This window comes from Acetobacterium fimetarium (assembly GCF_014284475.1).
In the GTDB taxonomy this organism is placed as follows: Bacteria; Bacillota; Clostridia; order Eubacteriales; family Eubacteriaceae; genus Acetobacterium; species Acetobacterium fimetarium.
This window is the reverse complement of sequence record NZ_WJBC01000022.1, coordinates 1-20,906: the sequence shown is the minus strand read 5'-3', so window position 1 is coordinate 20,906 and position 20,906 is coordinate 1. Positions and strand designations below refer to the sequence as shown.

General features: G+C 44.5%; 22 protein-coding genes. 7 read left to right on the top strand and 15 right to left on the bottom strand.

Annotated elements, in window-relative coordinates; genetic code table 11:
• Window positions 1-272 precede the first annotated feature (272 nt).
• From GH808_RS12440 to GH808_RS12430, 3 genes are all read right to left on the bottom strand, one after another.
• Window positions 273-686: a DUF1810 domain-containing protein gene (locus GH808_RS12440; protein WP_186843113.1), complete on the bottom strand. Its 414-nt coding sequence runs from the start codon at window positions 684-686 to the stop codon at window positions 273-275.
• Window positions 687-1,039: 353 nt separating this feature from the next.
• Window positions 1,040-1,183, bottom strand: coding sequence for a hypothetical protein (locus GH808_RS12435; protein WP_186843112.1), 144 nt, complete (start codon window positions 1,181-1,183; stop codon window positions 1,040-1,042).
• 233 nt (window positions 1,184-1,416) lie between these two features.
• Entirely contained in the window at window positions 1,417-3,207 is a 1,791-nt protein-coding gene (locus GH808_RS12430; protein WP_420797530.1) for an oleate hydratase, read from the bottom strand.
• 307 nt (window positions 3,208-3,514) lie between these two features.
• Between GH808_RS12430 and GH808_RS12425 the strand changes: the two genes are divergently transcribed.
• Window positions 3,515-5,047: an IS3 family transposase gene (locus GH808_RS12425; RefSeq protein WP_186843110.1), complete on the top strand. Its 1,533-nt coding sequence runs from the start codon at window positions 3,515-3,517 to the stop codon at window positions 5,045-5,047.
• 82 nt (window positions 5,048-5,129) lie between these two features.
• Here the strand turns inward: GH808_RS12425 and GH808_RS12420 are convergent, their stop codons facing one another.
• From GH808_RS12420 to GH808_RS12410, 3 genes are all read right to left on the bottom strand, one after another.
• Complete coding sequence (locus GH808_RS12420; protein WP_186843109.1) at window positions 5,130-5,696, bottom strand: TetR/AcrR family transcriptional regulator; 567 nt, start codon at window positions 5,694-5,696, stop codon at window positions 5,130-5,132.
• A gap of 27 nt (window positions 5,697-5,723) precedes the next feature.
• Entirely contained in the window at window positions 5,724-8,795 is a 3,072-nt protein-coding gene (locus GH808_RS12415; RefSeq protein ID WP_186843108.1) for an EAL domain-containing protein, read from the bottom strand.
• A 265-nt stretch (window positions 8,796-9,060) separates the two neighbouring features.
• Complete coding sequence (locus tag GH808_RS12410; protein ID WP_186843107.1) at window positions 9,061-10,524, bottom strand: protein adenylyltransferase SelO; 1,464 nt, start codon at window positions 10,522-10,524, stop codon at window positions 9,061-9,063.
• 438 nt (window positions 10,525-10,962) lie between these two features.
• On the opposite strand from GH808_RS12410, the gene GH808_RS12405 reads away from it, so the two are divergent.
• From GH808_RS12405 to GH808_RS12385, 5 genes are all read left to right on the top strand, one after another.
• Window positions 10,963-11,631, top strand: coding sequence for a response regulator transcription factor (locus GH808_RS12405; RefSeq protein ID WP_311135788.1), 669 nt, complete (start codon window positions 10,963-10,965; stop codon window positions 11,629-11,631).
• Complete coding sequence (locus GH808_RS12400) at window positions 11,621-12,445, top strand: sensor histidine kinase (RefSeq protein ID WP_186843106.1); 825 nt, start codon at window positions 11,621-11,623, stop codon at window positions 12,443-12,445. The genes GH808_RS12405 and GH808_RS12400 overlap by 11 nt, the downstream gene beginning before the upstream one ends.
• Window positions 12,446-12,536: 91 nt before the next feature.
• Window positions 12,537-13,220, top strand: a complete 684-nt coding sequence (locus GH808_RS12395) for an ABC transporter ATP-binding protein (RefSeq protein ID WP_186843105.1) — start codon at window positions 12,537-12,539, stop codon at window positions 13,218-13,220.
• On the top strand, window positions 13,217-15,214 hold the full coding sequence (locus GH808_RS12390; protein WP_186843104.1) for an ABC transporter permease: 1,998 nt from the start codon (window positions 13,217-13,219) through the stop codon (window positions 15,212-15,214). The genes GH808_RS12395 and GH808_RS12390 overlap by 4 nt, the downstream gene beginning before the upstream one ends.
• Before the next feature lie 230 nt (window positions 15,215-15,444).
• Complete coding sequence (locus tag GH808_RS12385) at window positions 15,445-15,702, top strand: hypothetical protein (protein ID WP_243166212.1); 258 nt, start codon at window positions 15,445-15,447, stop codon at window positions 15,700-15,702.
• 64 nt (window positions 15,703-15,766) lie between these two features.
• On the opposite strand, the gene GH808_RS12380 is transcribed toward GH808_RS12385, so the two are convergent.
• Both GH808_RS12380 and GH808_RS12375 read right to left on the bottom strand, forming a co-directional pair.
• On the bottom strand, window positions 15,767-15,937 hold the full coding sequence (locus tag GH808_RS12380) for a hypothetical protein (protein WP_243166211.1): 171 nt from the start codon (window positions 15,935-15,937) through the stop codon (window positions 15,767-15,769).
• A 35-nt stretch (window positions 15,938-15,972) separates the two neighbouring features.
• On the bottom strand, window positions 15,973-16,905 hold the full coding sequence (locus GH808_RS12375; RefSeq protein WP_186843102.1) for a helix-turn-helix transcriptional regulator: 933 nt from the start codon (window positions 16,903-16,905) through the stop codon (window positions 15,973-15,975).
• Between the two features lie 120 nt (window positions 16,906-17,025).
• Here GH808_RS12375 and GH808_RS12370 point away from each other — a divergent pair, with 120 nt between their 5' ends.
• Complete coding sequence (locus tag GH808_RS12370; RefSeq protein WP_186843101.1) at window positions 17,026-17,517, top strand: cysteine hydrolase family protein; 492 nt, start codon at window positions 17,026-17,028, stop codon at window positions 17,515-17,517.
• Here the strand turns inward: GH808_RS12370 and GH808_RS12365 are convergent.
• The 7 genes from GH808_RS12365 to rlmD all read right to left on the bottom strand — a co-directional run bounded on the left by GH808_RS12365 (window position 17,514) and on the right by rlmD (window position 20,727).
• The gene (locus tag GH808_RS12365; RefSeq protein WP_186843100.1) at window positions 17,514-17,783 is read right to left on the bottom strand and encodes a hypothetical protein; all 270 of its coding nucleotides are present in this window, start codon (window positions 17,781-17,783) and stop codon (window positions 17,514-17,516) included. The two genes, GH808_RS12370 and GH808_RS12365, sit on opposite strands and share 4 nt — an antisense overlap.
• Window positions 17,784-17,828: 45 nt before the next feature.
• On the bottom strand, window positions 17,829-17,951 hold the full coding sequence (locus tag GH808_RS15570) for a hypothetical protein (protein WP_279289685.1): 123 nt from the start codon (window positions 17,949-17,951) through the stop codon (window positions 17,829-17,831).
• A 72-nt stretch (window positions 17,952-18,023) separates the two neighbouring features.
• On the bottom strand, window positions 18,024-18,179 hold the full coding sequence (locus GH808_RS12360) for a hypothetical protein (protein ID WP_186843099.1): 156 nt from the start codon (window positions 18,177-18,179) through the stop codon (window positions 18,024-18,026).
• A gap of 91 nt (window positions 18,180-18,270) precedes the next feature.
• Complete coding sequence (locus GH808_RS12355; RefSeq protein WP_186843098.1) at window positions 18,271-18,534, bottom strand: DUF6429 family protein; 264 nt, start codon at window positions 18,532-18,534, stop codon at window positions 18,271-18,273.
• Between the two features lie 97 nt (window positions 18,535-18,631).
• Window positions 18,632-19,114, bottom strand: coding sequence for a RhuM family protein (rhuM, locus tag GH808_RS12350; protein WP_243166210.1), 483 nt, complete (start codon window positions 19,112-19,114; stop codon window positions 18,632-18,634).
• Entirely contained in the window at window positions 19,098-19,331 is a 234-nt protein-coding gene (locus tag GH808_RS15440) for a virulence RhuM family protein (RefSeq protein WP_243166209.1), read from the bottom strand. The genes rhuM and GH808_RS15440 overlap by 17 nt, the downstream gene beginning before the upstream one ends.
• Before the next feature lie 43 nt (window positions 19,332-19,374).
• Entirely contained in the window at window positions 19,375-20,727 is a 1,353-nt protein-coding gene (gene rlmD / locus GH808_RS12345) for a 23S rRNA (uracil(1939)-C(5))-methyltransferase RlmD (protein ID WP_186843097.1), read from the bottom strand.
• Window positions 20,728-20,906 lie beyond the last annotated feature (179 nt).

Below are 20,906 nucleotides of genomic sequence, written 5' to 3'. Positions count from 1 at the left end.
TTGATATAACTAGGCTAAGCGACAGTTATAAAGAAAGTATAAAGACTGAACTATTAATTTGATTTGCTTATAAACCAATTCGCATATCAAGCAGGCATGACAAAGTCGCCGTTTCCTTTATCGTGTCTTTTTTTCATCTATGTAATATCAGGAACTGTTTAATTGCGTGTCGCGATAAATGTGTTAATGATTTATTTGAAAAGAGAGCTATAAAACTGAGGTTACGCCCATCAATAAAACCTAAATGACACATATTTTTGATACTGCTATGCTCACTTGTCAAGTTGATCAGCGGTAACTTCATCCAGCTCACCAGCAAAAAATTTATCCAGAACCGCTTTAAAGATCGGATTACCATCAACCAGATAAAACAGGGTCATTGACGATTTGAGCTTCACATCATCGGGCCGGCCAAATACCTCCCTGGCATCACAAGACTCAAGCTTTAACAATTCTCCGGAAATCTCCAGCAAACGCGAACCCAGCAGTGGATCGGCCAGATAGGCCTCAGCTTCGGTCCGATTGGCGATGCCGTAATACCGTGCGGTTTCACTCCGGCCCAATCCTTTAAGCTGGGGAAAAACATACCACATCCAATGGCTGCGCTTGTGGCCATTTTTTATTTCCTCTAGTGCCTGCCCATAGCTTTCTTCCTGGGCTTTGATAAAACGTTCAACAGTGTCCATCAGTCTTCCACTCCTTCTTTTAATTTGCCAACTTTTAAGCTGATTTTATCATAACATATCCTAACGTATTTACCATTGGCTTCTCAAATAAAAGTGACCTGATCCTTGCGCATTGCGATGCAAAGATCAGGCCCTTTTTCTTGCTAACCGGGTAATTCTTTAATTTAAATCATATTGCGGCTCCCGCCGCCCTTATTCGGCTTTCTTGCTGAATAAGGCACTAACATCCTTAATCGTGCCATCTTCGCCATAGCTGTAAAGGGCGGTGGTATCTTTTTTGCCGGTGGTAATCACCGCAAAGGTGCGGGCGGCCTCGGGAGAATCGGTATTATGATCAACCCAGGTGCCGGTGTTCAGGTAATATTGCCCATCGCCCAGGTGCGCTGAATATTCTTAAACAGTACCGGGGCCGAAATCGTTCCGTCCGCCTGCTGGGCCGGGTAGAAGTCCAGATAAGAATAGGCATCATTAACGCCAACTTGACAAAAAAGGTGCACCTCTTCAGGCCAGCTTCTTGTTCTTTATTCACTGCGATGATTTTACCATAAAACAGCTCATACAAATATCTGTTTTTTTACTTATTGTCATTTGACAATAAATAAAAACGTCTGCCTCCGGCTACCTTTGTCATCCCTAACTTAATAAAGACCCTGCGCCTTCACGTCACAGGGTCTTTCCCGACTATTTTTCTTTTTTTATACCATCTTTTAATTTTTATTCTTGCAGGAACTTAAAGCATCTCATCTTTTAAAACATCATGGTCTTTTAGTATTTTTTCAATCACGGTTCCTTTTGTAAAATGAATGATTGGTTTTTTTATCAGATTCAGAGGGCCTGGCAGTTCAATTTCCAATGGTGATTTTCCATCCATCAGTTTTACACTGCTATCAAGCAGCTCTCTGATATCGTAGACACTCCCCCACACTTCCGGCACACCTCTGTCAACACCAAGCAGCCCATAAACCGATTCCATTGCGGTTCTGACTGAATACTCGGTTGTAAAGACGGTATCTCTGGGAGTTTCGGCAAACTGACCCAGAAAAGCAAAATTAACGCAGCCATCCGGAATGACATCGGGTCGGTCCCCTTTGGTTCGTGGCATGAAAAAGGCGGTAATATAAGGCATCATGGTTGGTACACCGATGGCACTGTTTTCAGCCAGTTCATCAATTTGATTGACCGGTACACCCAAATGATACAACCATTCTTTGGTAATTTCTTTGCCGGTACAATCTTTCATTGGTTTTTTTACATAATCTCCCGGTACATCTGAGAATAGGCCATAGACCCATACACACACTTTGTCTTTATCCTGTTCCTTAAACTGCCCCTGTCTGTTAATGGTCCAGCTGAGCAGCCATGACGAATCCACACAGCTGACAATCCCACCGGTTACGACTTTTCCACTTTTCGGATCTCTTTTACAAATATTTGTGAGATATGGCATTATTTTATCATCTAAGGTTGTGATCGTTGCTGATTCCCAATTTGTTTTCTTGATATCAGAGCAGAACTTTTCCGGATGTCCAAATGCCGGATCCTGCTGGGCGATGTTTTTCCACAAGCTCCAGCTGCCACTGGTTCTCACTTCGGCATCCCCGTTTGGCGCATGATTCTGGTCGCCGTAAATTGTTCCTTCGGTACAGCTTCCGTTTGTCACAAATACCAGATCATTTTCTGTCAGCACCAGCCCTTTCTCAACTCCGTTTACGTTATATTCAATTGCTTTGGCGACCTTTTTATTTTCAGCGATCTCAAAGATGACATTGGTTACTTCGGTATTAAATTCAAATTTTACACCGGCTGCTTCCAGATACTTCTGCATCGGTAGAATTAATGATTCATATTGGTTAAATTTTGTGAATTTCAAAGCGCTAAAATCCGGCAATCCACCAATGTGATGAATAAATCGTTGAAAATACAGTTTCATCTCCAGCGCACTGTGCCAGTTCTCAAAGGCAAACATCGTTCGCCAATAAAGCCAGAACGTGGAATCGAACACCTCTTCATCAAATACATCCTCAATGGTTTTGTCATATAAATCTTCATCCTTTGTCATGAAGAGTTTCATGATTTCCATACAGCCCTTCTGACTTAAGTTAAATTTCCCATCTGTCTGGGCATCAACGCCCTGATTTCTAGTGGCACGACACAATGAATAATTGGGATCTTCTTTGTTTAACCAATAAAATTCATCCAAAACTGAGGCGCCCGGGATTTCAAGGGACGGAATACTGCGAAACAAGTCCCACAGACACTCGAAATGGTTTTCCATTTCCCGGCCGCCCCGCATCACATATCCTCTGGTCGGATCTTCAATTCCATCACAGGCCCCACCGGCGACATCCATCGCCTCCAGAATATGAATGTGCGAGCCCGGCATTTGTCCATCCCGAACCAGAAAACAAGCCGTTGCCAGTGCCGCTAAGCCACTACCGACAATGTAGGCGTTTTTGTCATCGACTCCTTCTGGTTTTCTGGGGGTTGCAAAAGCTTCGTAATTACCATTGGTATAATAGATCCCCTTGCTGTTTTTTTGATGTTTCCCACGTTCGGTGTTCCGGTAATTGGAATCCTGGGGTATTTGCTTTTTCTCATTATTTTTTTTCAGCTTGTTTTTTACCACCATTGCGGTGGCCCCGGCGCCAGCCACTGCCACTGTTGCCAATCCGACTTTCACTTTTTTATTTGCCATTAAATGATCCTGCCTTTCATCACGCTTCAACGCTAATAGGTTTTTTCTTTATGGTAAGGCTTTTTTAATGACTTATCAATTTACAAAACAGGGGGTGCGGACAATAACCTGGACTTAAAAAAGGAGATAAACCATGTATTCATATAAAGAACGAATTGAAGCAGTAGAACTTTATATAAAATATGATCAATGTATGGCAGATACGATCCGGGAATTGGGATATCCGAGTCGGAACGCACTTAAACAATGGTATGAAGAATATGTTCAGTTGGGTGTAATAACTAAAAACGAAGACAGGTGCAAAAAATATTCAAGAGACCAGATGAAAATTGCAGTGGATTATTATCTCGAACATGGTCGCAGTCTTTCCCGAACGATAAGAGCACTTGGATATCCGACGCGAGAAACACTTACAAAGTGGATCGATGAACTCGCGCCAAATGAACGAAAAGTTCGTATTAAACGCAGTGGCATGTTACAATTATCTCAAAAGCAGAAAAATGAGGCCGTCATCGAATTGTGTGTACGAGAAGATACAGCTGAAGCTGTTGCGAATAAGCATGCAGTAAGCCGCTGCAGCCTGTATAAATGGAAAAATGAACTGCTTGGACAGGAGACGTTAATTACAATGAATCATTCCAATCAAACAAAACTTTCTGATGACAGGGATGACCTTTTGACGGAGGTTGAAGCACTGAAGAAGGAAATCCATAAAAAACAGCTAGAGATAGATATCCTCAATAAGGCAGCTGAAATAATAAAAAAAGACCAGGGCATCAATCTGCAAAAAATGACTAATTGTGAAAAAACTGAATTGATTGATGCCCTAAGAATAAAATACCCCTTGAACGAACTTCTTAAAATGACAGGCATACCGAAAAGCAGCTATTTTTATCAAAAAAAAGTCCGGGAACAACCAGAAAAATACAGCGACCTGCGAAAGACTGTAAAATCAGTTTTTGACACAAACAGGAAATGTTACGGTTATCGGCGAATTTATTCTGCAATCATAAATATGGGGCAGGTTATCTCAGAAAAAGTTATACGTCGAATCATGAAGGAAGAACAGATCATCGTTTCCGTAAAGAAAAAGCGAAAATACAATTCCTATAGAGGTGAAATTACTCCAGCGGTAGAAAACGTGATTGCACGGGATTTTCATGCGGAATCGCCAAACAAAAAATGGCTTACTGACATCACAGAATTTCATATTCCTGCGGGGAAAGTCTATCTCTCTCCGATCATAGACTGTTTCGACGGAATGGTTGTCAGCTGGACGATCGGAACCAGCCCAAATGCAGAGCTGGTCAATACCATGCTTGCTGATGCCATAGCCGTTTTGTCAAAAAAAGAACATCCCGTAGTACATTCGGATAGAGGCTGTCATTACCGCTGGGATGGCTGGATTTCAGCAATGGAAAACGCAGAATTGATAAGATCGATGTCAAAAAAAGGATGTTCCCCCGACAATTCCGCTTGTGAAGGTTTTTTCGGTCGTTTAAAAAATGAAATGTTTTATGGCCGATCATGGAAAGGTATTACAATTGAAACCTTTATGAATGAGTTGGATGATTATCTAAAATGGTATAATCATTCGAGAATTAAGATGTCACTTGGCGGTATGAGTCCAATCCTTTATCGTCGCAGTTTAGGATTTGCAGCATGAGAGAAGTCCAAGAAAACATCCGCATCCCCACAGGCAGAATGATAAAAAATTGATCACTCTGCCTGTTTTGATAAAAAGATACTTATTCATGATGTTTGACTGCGAAATTTTGAATTGAATTGGCAATATTGCCGCTGAGGGTTGTGCTCATTTTGTCAACAATGGCATTCGGATCCTCGCTCATACCTTTTTTAATCCAATCCAGCATCATTCCCACAAAACCGTATTTGTAGAACTCGGCGATAAAATTCATCTCTGCCTCGGTAATTGACCTATCCCGGGCCTGTTCTTTAACCACCTCTTCCAGAAGTCCATAGGTCAACTGATATAAATAATTTTCTATTTGCTCTCTGCTCACCGAGCGATAAACATTCAAAATAAAGGGTTTGTTCTCTAAAACTGCTTCAAACAGCTGCAGCAGACCTTCCTGCCAGGTTTGATATGTTTTTTTCCCCTGCAAAGCTCTTTTTCCATCTTCTTCACAGCTCCATTCTACTAAATCGTAGATGTCTTTAAAATGGTAGTAGAATGTCATTCGGCTAATTCCGCAATCCGTTGCCAGATCACTAATTGTAATCTTGTCAAATGGTTTTATGAGTAATAGTTTTTTTAAAGACGCTTCCAAATCTGCTTTTGTAGAATGTGACATAATCGGTCCCTTCTGTTCTGTAATTTTTTAAACTCTTCTTTGTTCATGTATCGTTCTTAGCAGGTCCCCCACCGCTTCCGCCGAAAGCGGCGGATAAAAATAATAACCCTGAATGACCCGACAACCTGCCGCCAGCAGGAATTCAAGCTGTTCTTCTGTCTCAACCCCTTCGGCCACCAGTTCCAGATCAAAAATCTCGGCCAGGGCAATAATCGCCCGGATAATACCGATACTGCTGACATCTTTGGGCAGCCCATCGATAAAGCGTTTGTCGATCTTAATCTCATCCACCGGTAAATTTTTCAGCCGATCCAGCGATGAGTACTCAGTCCCAAAATCATCAATCGAAATGGCAACACCCAGCTTTTTTAAGTCCTGAACGGTCTGGTCAATCTGGGTAAAATCATAAACGTTGATACTTTCCGTTATTTCAACTACCAGCGTTTTGGGTTTCAGATCAAATTCCTGAATTACCGCAGCAATCCGCGGGACAATCCCCGCCGCCATAAACTGAACCATCGAAAAATTCACCGATATCCGCATCGGACCCAGTCCCATCATTTCCCAGGCCTTGTTCTGGCGACAGGCTTCCCGCAGTACCCAGTCTCCCAGTTCATTAATCAGACCGTTTTTTTCGGCAATCGGGATAAAAACACCTGGTGATATCAGCCCCAATTGAGGATGGTCCCAACGAGCCAGCGCCTCAAGACCAACAATTTCACCTGTGCGGCCATCCACCTGCGGTTGATAGTGGAGACTCAACTGTCCCTGTTCGATGGCCTGGTAAAGATCATTGGACAGAGCCGTTTCGCGATTTTGGGCGGCTTTCAGTTCCGATGAACAGAATACCGCCTTGTTTTTTCCGTTTTCTTTGGCATGATACATCGCCAGATCAGCGTGTTTCATCAATTCTTCAGCCCGTTCCCCATCCTCCGGCGCCTGGGCAATGCCAATACTTAAGGTCAAAAATAATTTCCGACTATTAAGTCGGATTGGCTCCAGAAACTCCTGCTGAATTTTGTCAATAGTCGTCGTAAGACGCTTTCCTTGATGAACCGCGACTGCAAATTCATCGCCACCGAAGCGCGCTGAAAAATCCGCTTTGTCAAGGACATTGGTAATGCGCTGGCCAATCACCATCAGGATCTGATCACCGACATCATGACCAAAGGTATCATTGATGGTTTTAAAGCCATCCACATCGATGAATATCACCGCAATGTCAAGATCGGCTGACACCGCCTGATTGAGACGATCAGTAAAATAGGCACGATTCATCAACCCGGTGATACCATCGTAATTAGCCTGGTAAGTGATTGCTTTTTCAACCATCAGTTTTCTGTCAATTTCTATGATGCTGTGATTGAGAATGGTCATAAATTCCTGATAGTCATTTTTCCAAACCGCTTCCCGGTCAAATCGGGCGAACCACAAAAAGCCCCGAAAGCCCTCTTGGGCGTCGCCCAGGGGTTGAATCATCTGAGCGGTGATCCCCCATTGTGTGGGCAAGGCGGCGGTACCAGCAGACTCCGACGACGGCAAATTTTTGATCACTCGAAATTGCTCGGGCATCATGGCAAACAATTCTGATACTGGCATCAATTCAAAATACCGGTAGACTAGCGGTTTTAACAGCGCTTCCCGCTGTGGCTCTAAAAACCATTGATAGCCTTCATGGGGGCCATCTTCATGCACGATCAACAACAGCACATGCTGGGCTGCAAACTGGTCGCCACAAAGGCCTAGCATGGTTTCCATTTTCTTTTCGACGTTCTGTTCGCTGACTTTCAGAAACAGGGCGTTAATCTCCGACAGCAGTTTTTGTTGTCCGGTTTTTTCCTGATTTTCCTGGATCACCCGATTGAAGGTCCGATTGATATAGAAAGCAAAAAACAACACCACTGCCAGGACGATCAACCGAATCAGGTGATCGACCCAGTTAAAATAAACAACCACTGTCGTCGCCCGGACAGCCACCACCACCAGACTTATTAACGTCGCTACTCCGACTGAGGCCAGGAGGCGTTTCTGCCCAAATAGAACCGTGATCAGAATCAGGGCCACCGGCAGCATCCAACCCGTCAACGGATCAGCTGTAGAATAGCTAAGATTAGTCACCAAAATGGCGCTCCCCATCACCCCTCCCGACAACCAGTCCCGGACATTGCTTGTCAGTTTCAGGTATTGAAAACTCAAAAGCAGCACGCCGCATAGAAATAAGAAACCGCCAAACACAAAAATCTCTTCGAGGGATTTTCGGCCCGTAAAATAGGTCATCACAAAGCTGACAAATCCGCTGAAGAAAAAACCCAGGGCCAGATACTGGTAAAGCCGCATCCTGGTGGCAACACTGATGTTTCCCTGGGCATCGCTAAGACCCTCGTTCTGAATAGGTTTCATGAACCCATAGCGTTTGAGGCAGTAAAAACTCAAGCCGATTGGAATGGTCATTAGAATTGGCGCCAATTGCAGGACTTTTACCTCGAGCAAATTATTGAGCACTATCTCAGTCAGTGAACCCAGCAACAATACCCCCACAAAGGCAGGGATCAGGATTTGCGCTGATTTGCGATCTTCCTGACGGACGGCCTGACGGCCCCAACGATAGACAATCACGATGGCCAACAGCGAGTAGCTTAAATAATAGGCGGTGTATAGATAATCCCAGAAGGTACTGCCGGCAATATTGATCCAGCCCATCGGAGTCTGAACGAGATCAAAGGTAGACTCGGCCAAATCTGTCAAAACCCCGTAGACCAGAACCGAATAAATAGCCGGCAGATACAACAGCAACAGACTGAATTTTCGCTTCAGCCAGTGGCCGTTATTGGTCATTAAAATAAAGAGGTGCAGTATCAATGCAAAATAAGGCCCCCAGCCAAAGGCTCCCAGGCGGCGCCAGAACATACAGGTACTCAAATCCGGAGCGGCGATCGACAAGCCCATGGTAAAAGACCAGAGCGCCAGACTCAGGCAACTGATGAAGAAAATCTGCAACAGCCGGGAGCGGTGATCATTACCCAGGACCAAAAGTCCCGTAAAAAAACAAAATGCGGTTGTCGGAAAATAAATAAATGAAATTGATAATGCCTGATCCATAAGCCCTCCCTGATGAAGCTAACCTTTCTTCTCTTGTTATAACCATGCCCGTCATCCCAATGCAGATTGGCTTTGGCCAGGTTAATGTCCATTTCTAAACATCGACTAAAAAGGATGTTTCTTGACAGTAAATTTTTGGCGACTTCAGAAACGTTTGCCATTTTTAGCAAAATCAGAAATCTTAAGCTCATCGAAAAGGCCTGCCGTAGAAATATATCCTTCGCCAGGCCCTTGCTTTCATTATATTAGCTTCTCAATTAAAATATTACGTCCCGCAATAGGTCTTATAAGGACTATTTGACGGTTCCGGTGGGGTCATAAATTCCTGATTAAGCGCATTGTAATCATATGGTGCTTGCAGCACTGCTACTAACTGCTGCAGGGGCTTAAGATCATCCTGATCGGTCGCCGCCTGCAAGACTTTTTCAACCTGATGATTTCTGGGGATGACCACCGGATTCGCCTGTTTCATGAGCTGCTTGCTGTCGTGATCGGTTTGCTCCTGTCTTTCCCGACGAGCTTGCCACCTGTCCAGCCAATCTTTAAAGGCATCACTTTCATATAATTCGGATGACTGGGTTCGGTCAAGGGTTAAATCAACAAAGGTATTGGTGTAATCGGCCTGATACTGCTTCATTAACCCCAATAAGTCGGCGATCAACCGCTCGTCTTCTGGTTCTTGATCGGCAATGCCCAGTTTTAAGCGCATTCCCTGGAGCCAGTCGGCCTGGTATAATGACGGAAAGTTGCGCAATGAGTCTTCGACTAATTTAAGCGCCTGTTGCTGATTGTCATCGACTAAAGGAATCAGCGTTTCGGCCAGGCGGGCCAGATTCCATAAGCCAATATTGGGTTGATTGCGATAGGCATACCGTCCCTGCAGATCAATGGAACTGAATACCGTGGTCGGATCATAGTGATCCATAAAAGCACAGGGCCCATAATCGATGGTTTCGCCACTGATGGCCACATTATCAGTATTCATAACCCCGTGAATAAAGCCAACCAGCTGCCATTTGGCAATCAGCGCCGCCTGGGCTTTGATGACGGCATCCAGTAAACCCAGATAAGGATTTGGTTCCGATAAAAGCCCGGGGAAATGGCGGTTAATGGTATAATCGGCCAGAGCCTTAACATCGGCGGTGGTGCCCCACTGCGCGGCATATTCGAAGGTTCCGACCCGAATATGACTGGCTGCCACCCGGGTTAAAACCGCCCCGGGGAGGATTTTTTCACGATAGACCGGATCACCGGTTGTCACCACTGCCAAACTGCGTGAAGTCGGAATGCCCAGATAATGCATTGCTTCACTGATCAGATATTCTCTCAGCATCGGGCCCAGCGCCGCCTTACCATCGCCACTGCGGGAATAAGGCGTTTTCCCTGATCCTTTGAGTTGGATATCAAAGCGCTCGCCAGCTGGGGTGAGCTGTTCGCCAATCAGCATCGCCCGGCCATCACCAAGCATCGTGAAATAGCCAAATTGATGACCGGCATAAGCCTGGGCGATGGGTTTGGCATTAGCCGGTAAAGCCTGACCGGCTAAGATATCGATCCCGGCCTGACTCCTCAGCGCCTCAGCATCCAAACCAAGATTTTCTGCTAAAAGCTGATTCAAAATAACCAGTTTCGGATCGCTGACCGTCTCTAATTTAAGCGGGGTATAGAATAATCCCGGCAATTTTGCATAACTATTTTCCAAATTCCAACCGCTATCATTTTTTTCCATCGTTATAACCATTCCTTTCGTTTCACTCAAGGCCCCAAGCGCCCTGAAATGTCATGCTAATTCTGATTTCGCCTCGTGTTGTTTTTTTCAGTCTACCACATTTGTGATGGCATGACAAACGAAACAGCTTATGTCGTACCCATGACATAGCAACAACCTACAGGCAATGCGCGGCAATTTGAAGAACAGGCATAGCCGCATTAAACAACCAATTTTAGACCTAAACACTGCCAAAAAATGATACTGTCATACCCATAGCAACGGTTCTATTTCAAATTTTGGCAGGGTATTTGCATTCATGAAAACAGAAAGATCTCTTAAACATTGTGCTATATCATCATTCTTGAGTATGATATACTTTCATTACTATAGTATAATTTTTCAGCGTGTCCTCATCTCCTAGCGGTATGAGGTAACAAGCAGAAAGACAGAAAGAAGGTGATTCCGATACAACGAATTTTATTGGTTGAAGACGATCTGATGATTGCGTCGGGGCTGGTTTATGCTTTGGAACAGGAGCAGTATGCACCGTTCCACTGCAAGGATGTCAATACCGCCTGCCGCGCGATTGAAACAGAGCGATTTGAATTAGCAATACTGGATCTGCAATTGCCGGACGGAACAGGCTTCGAGATTAGTCAAAAGCTAAAAAATACCAATACGGCAATTATTTTTCTGACCATTGTGGACGACGAAAACAAAATTGTGCAGGCCTTTGAAAACGGAGCTGCGGATTATATCACAAAACCTTTCCGGCTGCGTGAGCTGCTGGCCCGGGTGAAAAGAACCCTCAATAGCGGCTCCGGGGCAAATCAATCGCAGTTGGTGACCCTTGGAAAAGCAAACATTGACACAGCGGCCGGAAAAGTGTTTATCGGAACGGTGCCGGTCGAGTTGACTGCGCTGGAATATCGCTTGCTTTTGACCTTTGCTGCAAATAAATCGCAGCTTCTTACGCGGACGCAGATTTTGGAAAGCATCTGGGACAATGGTGGTAATTTCGTCGAGGACAACACGCTGACTGTCTACATTAAGCGGTTGCGCCAAAAGCTGGGAGACGCCGTTTCCATCGAAACAGTCAGGGGGGTTGGGTATCGTGCTGATTAAAAAGCAGGAGATCACAGAATTATCGGACAATATTCGCAAAGCCATCGATGGAAAAGAAGTCGATTTTCGAGACAACCGTGAGGGCCTATGGAGCATCTTGAAAAACGACATCAGCACCCTTGTGCGCATCAACAACGAACAGCGGAACACGGCACAGCGTGATCGCGATTTACTGGCGGACTATCTTGCCGATATTTCGCACCAGTTGAAAACACCCCTTACGTCCATGCTGATTATGGTAGATTTACTAAAAAATGCACCTGCCGATAAGCAGGAGGAATTTATCGCCAATATCAAAATTAGCCTCACCCGCATGGAATGGCTTGTTGCAACACTACTGAAAATGGCGCGACTGGATTCCGGCGCAGTCGAATTTACGATGGCGGAAATTTCGGCAGGCGACCTGTTAAAGAAAGCTAAACAACCATTGGAAGTCTTGCTCGATGTGAAAAACCAAACAGTCGAACTGGTCAATGATACCACTCTGTTTTGCGATAGCCGCTGGACCGCGGAGGCTCTGACAAACCTGCTAAAAAACGCCTCGGAATATTCGCCGTTGAACAGTAAGATCACCGTGAACAGCGGTATCAATCCCATTTACCGATGGATTTCCGTGACGGACTGTGGCAAAGGAATCTCGAAACAGAAGTATCCCGCCCTTTTTAAGCGGTTTGACTATTCCCAAAGTGAGAACGGGTATGGCATTGGGCTGCCGCTTGCGCTTTCCATTGTGCGCGGTCAAAACGGAGATATTGAAATTGACGACGGCGGCAAGGAAACCGGTGCCACCTTCACCATAAAGTTTTTTAAGTGAATAGATTGTCATTTTAAAATGTCCCGTAGTCACGCTGCAGTCACTTTTGTCTGCTACAATGTGGGTATGAAAATTACAGGAGGACACAAAAATGGCAATATTAGAGATCAACAGCCTTACAAAAACATACGGCAAGGGCGACACCAGCGTGACCGCCTTGGATCATGTAAGTTTCAGCATGAACAAGGGAGAATTTGTTGCAATCATTGGGGCATCCGGTTCGGGCAAATCCACGCTCATGAATTTGATCGGCGGAATTGACCATCCCACCTCCGGAAGCGTGAAAATCGACGGCAACGAAATCTACAACCTGAATGAAAGCGAACTTGCGATCTTCCGGCGCCGAAACATCGGGATGATCTATCAGTTCTACAACCTGATCCCCACCCTGACGACAGCGGAAAACATTATGCTGCCGCGCCTGCTGGATCACCGCAAGCCGGATCCGGATAAGCTTTCTTTGATTCTCGAAACGATTGGCCTTTCGGAGCGCGCAATGCATCTGCCCAGCGAATTATCCGGGGGCCAGCAGCAGCGAGTGTCGGTGGGCAGAGCCCTGATTAACGACCCGGCTTTTATTCTTGCCGATGAGCCTACGGGCAATCTGGACAGCAAAGCAAGCCGCGAGATTATTGACCTTTTGAAGCTTGCGAACAAGCGCAGCAATCAGACGCTGCTGGTCATTACCCATGATGAAAAAATAGCCTTGCAGGCAGACCGAATCATCACCCTCGGTGACGGTCAAATTCTTTCGGACGAGGTGATGAAGGCATGAGAATCACGGCAAAGCTGGCATACAGCCAGCTGAAAATCAATCGTTCCCGCACCATCGGTGCCTTGATCGCCATCACCCTTGCCACCGCGCTGATTACCGCCGTATGCAGTTTTGTGGCCAGCGGCAATGCCATGCTGGTTAGCTTTTTAGGCGTGAATTATGGCGAATACGGCAACAGCTATGTGGCTCTGCTGTTTATTCCGGCAATTATTTTTGGCCTAATCATCCTTTCCCTGGCGATCATCGTGATCTCCAATGTTTTCCGTGTCAGCGCCGGTGAGCGCGTGACGCAGTTTGGCGTTTTAAAATGCGTTGGTGCCACCAAAAAACAAATTATAGACACCGTTATGTACGAAAGTATCCTGCTTTCAGCAATCGGCATTCCGCTGGGCATCCTTGCGGGATTGCTCCTGACCTTTGTTGGAATCGGTGTCGCAAATCATTTCCTGGATGATCTGAACAGTTTGGTTCACATCATGATAAACGAGATTACGCTGTCGCTTTCGTTTGTAGTATCCTGGAAAGCCCTGCTGCTGTCGGCGGCGGTTTGCTTTTTGACAGTGCTGCTTTCCGCATGGCTGCCGGCACATAAGGCGGCGAAAGCTTCCGCCATAGATTGTATCCGCGGCACCGGAGAAGTAAAAATTGACCGTAAACAGGTACGCACCAGTCCTTTGGTCGAACGGCTTTTTGGCATTGAGGGAACGCTGGCCGCCAAAAACATCAAACGCAACCGCCGAAATTTTCGTTCGACAGTGATTGCGCTGGCCGCCGGTGTCATATTGTTTATCAGCCTCGGAGAACTGAGCGGTCAGGCAAACGCCATCCAAGCCTATATCCGGCTCGATATTGATCAAACCGTTTTGACAGAGTACACCTCTGCTTACGACAATCGTATCAACGAAGCGACCGGTAAGGAGGAAACTGTTTATATCCATCCCATCAGTAGTGAACTGGGGAACAACATTGCTCAAAAGCTGGAAGAATTCGACCACACAAAGATCTTCGGTATCGGAAACGATTTTGACACCTATGAAACTGTTTTGCCAGAAGAACTTATTTCTGCACCGATGCAGAGCGTATTAGAAGCTTCTGACCAGCAGAACAAACCGGAACTTCCTGTAGAGATCATCGTTTTGGATGATACGCATTATGCCGCACTTTGTGAAAAGGCCGGTGCCCCTCTCGGCTCCACCATTTTGCTCAACCACTACAGCTATAACGACAACGGAACAAAGGTTGACCTGGTGCCGTTTTCGCCTAAAATGAAAGCCCTTACGCTTGTGAAAGCGGATGGAAGCAGCTCTGAAATGTCGATACAGGGCGTCTTGACGCAGGCCGAAATGCCTAAGGAGCTTTTTTACCCCAACACGAATCCGGTTCGTTTGATTGTGCCGCAGGCCGAGGTTCGTGGCTACTCTTGGTATTCCGCCCCCTCGGATGTGCCGGGTTTTATCACGTACGCAAACGACGTGATGGCACAGACATTCCCTGAAAATACGGATGCCTCTTATATGGAGTCCGGCTTTAATACACGGGTCTATCAAGTGGACGACTACATGAAGGTTATGAACATCGCCATTGTTCTAGCCTCAATCTTTATGTACAGCTTTGTCGTACTTCTCATGCTAATCGGGTTTACCAATGTGATCAGTACCATGTCCACCAATGTACGGATGCGCTCCCGTGAATTTGCCGTTTTACAGAGCGTGGGCATGACAACGGCAGGATTGAAGCAGATGCTGAACCTCGAGAGCGTTTTATGTTCGATGAAAGCACTCATATACGGCCTGCCCGTTGGGATTATCGTGAGCATTTTTATAAATTTACCGATTCGATCGATGTTTCCCATTCCGTATGCGTTGCCGTGGCTTGCCATCGTGCTGTGTGTGCTCGCCGTATTTCTGGTCACCTGGAGCACTACCCGCTATGCCGCCCATCGGCTGGAAAAGCAGAATATCATTGAAACAATCCGGTCGGAAAGCGGGAAATAAATCATCGGACATATCTAATGATGCCAGTATTTTGGATGCTAATTCCGGTTTCCCGAAAAACAGTATGTCCTGTAGTCAGAATGAAAAGTCCAATTTTCTTTACATTTCCCTCGCCACCCCTTATACTCAACATATGTCCATTTTACTGGCATTTATAAAATGTTATCCGGATGTAATAACACATTGATGATCGAGAGGTAAAAAACATGGTTCGAATTTGGGGAAAACTCATGAAAAACAATAAATTTCGGGTAGAAAAAGTTGTCGAAATTGATAACAAATCCTTGAATATAAATGATAAAATCCAAGCTGCTTTAGAGACGATCTGCTATGACTTTGATTTGGAAAAACCAATGTGGTTTGACAAAAACACAAAAGAACTTAACCAGATTTCCAAAACATCTTTTCGCGAAGACCAGTTTATTGAGCCCATTTGGTTTGATTATTTAGAAATCGAAATTATAGACGATAGTAAAAAGAAAGTATAACGATGCCGGATGATCTAAAAAAAGCATCGAACCTGAATGGCCAATCTGCACTTTTCTGTCCGGTTTAACAGTTCCAGTTGATTTTCGCCGGGTTCGGTTCATTTTCCACTGCCATCATGCGCAAAGCGGCTTCGATCCGACCACATTCTTCGGCGGCGCATTGTTCAATTTCTTCCCAGTTTGCCGCTGTCCCGAGCTGATCGTAAGCGACTGCCAGTGCCCCATAAAAAGCCAAACCGATACAATGCTGAGCTGAAGAACTATGTCATGTTATCTTTCGTATATGGTAGCTATATCATGTATTCTACGCTTCATTTCTGTGCGGATATGTAACGGCTCTAAACACTCGCATTTATCCCCAAAACTGAAAAGAATATTGTAATGGTATTCGTTCTCTATGAAAGGAATACTCACAATGAAATGCTCATCACCGTCTGGCGAAAATTGTTCATAAGTGCAAAAATCAAGTACCCTGTCCATGACAGATTTATGAATACGAATTTTGATTTTTGTTTGCATCGTTGCTAAAATATCAGTAAAATCCAACTGCGGTTTTTGATAATCTCGCGGCGTGAAAAATTCCTCTTGTATTTGTAGGTTTGATGTGCGGGATAGTCTAAATAAGCGAAAATCATTTCTTTTATGGCAATACCCTTGCCAATACCAATGACTGCTTTTCAACACAAGCTGATACGGCTCGGCTGTTCGTACGGTTTTATTTCCGTAGCGGTCTGCATATTCAAACGAAAGCAGCTTGCTTTCCTGTAAAGCTGTTTTGATAATTTCTAAATAGGGTTGTATGTTCCTGTTGCCCATCCACGGACTTAAATCAACAACTATTTGATTTGCTTTTAATTCAATATCTTTCACTCTGTCGGCGGGGATAAAACTCTTGACTTTCGCAAGGGCGTTTATCAGTTCATCACCTCGTATCATGTTGGAAAGACTGGAAAGCCCCATCAAGATAGCGGAAAGGTCGGCAGTCGAAAAAACCTTTCGATCAATCTTGTAATTCTGCATGATTTCAAAGCCGCCGCCCACTCCCGATATTGATCGAACAGGAATACCTGCCATGTTGATCGTGTCGATGTCGCGGTAGATTGTGCGGGGTGAAACTTCAAACAACTCTGCTAACTCCTGGGCGCCGATACGCTTTTTATCAAGGAGTATCATAATAATGCTAATAAGCCTGTCAACTTTCATCGGATAGCCACCTTCCAAAATTTCTTGATATTATTATAGATTATTGCCATACTGTTGTCAACAATTGCAAGGTATAATAAAAGAGTAAACAAATCAATCTATCCATCAGGAGGAAACACGATGCAGAAAAAAGCCTTAGTAATAATCGATATTCAAAATGACATCACAAAGAATTACAAGGATGTTATTGGCAATATCAATAAAGCTATTGATTGGGCAGTCAATACTAATATTCATGTTATTTATATCAGGCATGAAAATTTGTCAGCCGGCACGAGGACTTTTAAACCCAATACACATGGGTCAGAATTAGCTTCAGACTTGAAAATAGCATCAAAAAATGTTTTTACAAAATACAAAGGAAACGCATTAAGCTGTGAAGAATTTACAGACTTTATTGGTAAAAATGAAATATGTGATTTCTATATCGCAGGAGCAGATGCTGTTGCTTGTTTTAAATCAACCTGTTACAACTTACGCAAAGCAAATTATGGCGTTAATGTCCTATCAGATTGCGTTACCAGTTATGATAAGAGGAAAATTGATGAAATGCTACGTTATTATGAAAGTAAAGGCAGTAAAATTATTTGTTTAAATGACCTATTAATTTAAGCTCTTTCCATATGACGAGGGGACGTTTTTCCCGTCATATGACGAGGGGACGTTTTTCCCGTCATAGGAATCGCTTCAATAGCTAGCTCCACCGTCATCAGATACTGTTCTGCTTCCACTGCTTCACTGTTAAAACGATTCTGAAACAAGTGGTCAGTTCGACCGTATTTTATATTATGCAATTGCACATTGCCAACAGTAATCCGTTTGATGCTGGTGCCCAGTTCTTCCCCTTCTTTGAGCAGCAGATGAACGTGGTTATCCATCAGACAAAGGCATACAATTGAACCCCTCCGGTTTCCCTCGCTTTATTATCCAGTTTTTCCATAAAGATCGAGCATCGGCATCATCCAGAAAATATTACGCCCATCCAGACCCTTCATCATCACATGGTAAATTCCGGTTGTGCTTTTAACCCGGGCTTGTCTTGCCATGCCGTTATTACTTCCTGAGATTTTTTCAGCATATCACAGGTTGATGGGCATGACGATCGAAACGTCCCCGCGTCATGCAATTTTTTCACAGGTGCCTAGTAGCCATTCAAAAAAATGTTCTGCTATCTGCTTATAATGCTTCGCAGTTGACTGGCTTAATTGCTCATAAAAGAATTTTTCCACTTCTTCCATGAATTTAAAATAATTTTTTACATTTAATTCTGTCATATAGTTCGCACCTCTTTACATTGTGTATCTTGTTGCCGCTAACCTATCCTGTCCAGAAACTTATGACTTGGGGGACGTTCGGTTTATCATGCTACTCCCAATCCGAAATATTATATTTGTTCAATAAGCTTTGCGATAATTTAATCCCCTCTTCAGTGATTGCTACCGATTTGGACCGATGACTTCCCTGCCTTATATAATCTTCTTCGTCTAACTCATTGATAACATTAAAATCATAGCCTTTCCAGGTTATATCCGGATTCGTGCCAAAGCGGTCACTTTCATTGAATCTTGTCAGATACATCAACATCATTGTCAATTCTTTAACCGCTTTCTTAGGATTTGTCTTATTCATCTCAAATTTCTCCTTTACCCATGTCCTTTTATTAATTTGTCCCGACAAGGGGGGGCGTTTCACCTGTCATATTCATTACTGAAAGCACTCCCATTATTTACTTTTTATCTATCCATTCCTGTTCTTCTAAATACACATCAAAATCATCTTTTTCAGGTTTTTCTAATCGACGCTGATTGAATTTCTCATATTCTTTTAGGGCAAGCTCTTTCCCCACTTCATGTGATACCGTTCCTGCATCGGTAAGAATCTCTCTGTCATTAAACTTCAAGAAGGCATTCAGTTTTTCTTCCCAGTCCTTCATGTACATTGGATTTCTTCTTTCTGCCTGATCTTCTGCATAATCCAAATACATGGTCACAATCCGATTCAATGCTTTAAGTTCTTTCTCTGTTAAATAATTTTCAGCAACAGTTACATCGGCTTTGCGAACCTTTACACCTTTCCAAGTGGTAAGCCCCATATTATCCTTTGATGCATCTGATCTTAGCTCTATCAACTCAGCCGCAGTATGACCGTGAATAGCAAAGTGAAGCTTATTCTGTACTGTTGCAAAGAAGGTCTTAGCTATATCCTTCAACTTGAACTATTCGGTTTTCCCGAATAGTTCGATTTTCTTCTAATTCCCCTTCTGCGTAAATGTTTTTTATATGTTCATTGATGGTATTAACACCTTTTTGATAAAGCTCAGCAATCAACTTCTGTGTCATCCATACAGTCTCATTTTCTAGTCTTACCTCAATCTTGGTTTTTCCATCTTCTGTCTGGTAAATTAGCAATTCATTTTTGCTCTCCATCGCTTTCCCCTTTTTCAAAGTTAATTCCAGCACATTTTAATCTCTAAACCCTCGTCATCAACACGACCGTCTCCACGTGCCCGGTATGCGGAAACATATCCACGCACTTTACCTTCTTAATCGCATACCCGGCTGCCACAAAAAACGGCAGATCCCGAGCCAGCGATGTCGCCTTGCAGGACACATACACAAAGGTTTTTGGTTTGAAATCCAGAATCTTAAAGATCGCTTTGGGGTGGATGCCGTCCCGGGGCGGATCCAGAATGATCACATCGGCCGGATCATGGAGGTTGGCCACCTCCACCATCACATCGCCGGCGATAAACTGGCAGTTGTCCAGGCCGTTCTTGGTGGCATTGACTTTGGCCGCTTCGACTGCTTCGGCGACCAGCTCAATCCCGACCACTTTTTTAGAAACGGGAGCCAGCACCTGAGCAATGGTGCCGGTACCGCAGTACAGGTCATAAATCACTTCATTCTGTTCCCGGCCGACAAAATCCCGGACGACGGAGTAGAGCTTTTCCGCCCCTAAGGTATTGGTCTGAAAAAAGGAAAAGCTGGTAATTTCAAAGGTCAGCCCCAAAATCTGGTCTTCAATTTTGTCTTCGCCATACAGTGTTTTGGCGATTTCAGCCTTGACCACATCGGCGACGCCATCGTTTTGGGTATGGAGAATTCCCCGGATCTGGCCTTTCAGTTTGAGATCCAACAGGCCTTTGACAAAGGCCACTTCGTCCAGAGTTCCCTGGGTGGTCGTCGCCAAATTAATCAGCAGATCGCCGGTGTGTTTGCCCTTGCGCACTACCAGATGGCGCAAAAATCCTTCATGACTGCGTTTATGAAAATAACTGTCTCCGGTTTGGGCAAAAAATTCCAGCACCGCCGTTTGAATCGTATTGAAATCCTCGTCGGTAATCTGGCAGCCATCGGTTTTGACGATATTATAGAAGCTGCCCTGTTCATGAAGCCCCAGCATCAGGGGACCGTCTTTCTCGTTATCGCCGAAGGAATACTCCATCTTGTTGCGGTAACCAAAAACCTCGGGACTGGGGACAATCCCCTCATAGGTAAAGCCCGCTATCCCGGCCTGCTCCAGCAGGTTTAAGACATAGCTTTCTTTGAGCTTGAGCTGTTCGTCATAGGGCAGGTTCTGGTAGGTACAGCCGCCGCATTTGGCAAACACATCGCAGGCGGCGTCAATTTCGTTGGGGGCTTTTTCCAGTACTTCCAGGATCCGGCCTTCAAATTTCTTGCGTTTTTTGGCAATGTTCACCAGCACCCGCTGACCTAGCAGGCCGTTTTTCATGACGACTTTTTTTTCGCCGTGCATTCCCCATGATTTGCCGGGAAAACTAATCCCTTCTATCTTTAATTCTGCAACTTCATTCTTTTTCATTCAACTCTGCTACTGTAAATATAGACAAATGTGTCTAAATCCAGAAATTTACTGTTTCACGGTATCTGTCCTCGTGCGACTTGTCACACTACTAACATTTGATATAACACTCCGCAGTCTTAAAATCCCGACTAGCCATCGGTACACATATACAATGCAATTAAGAAGCGATTGTATAT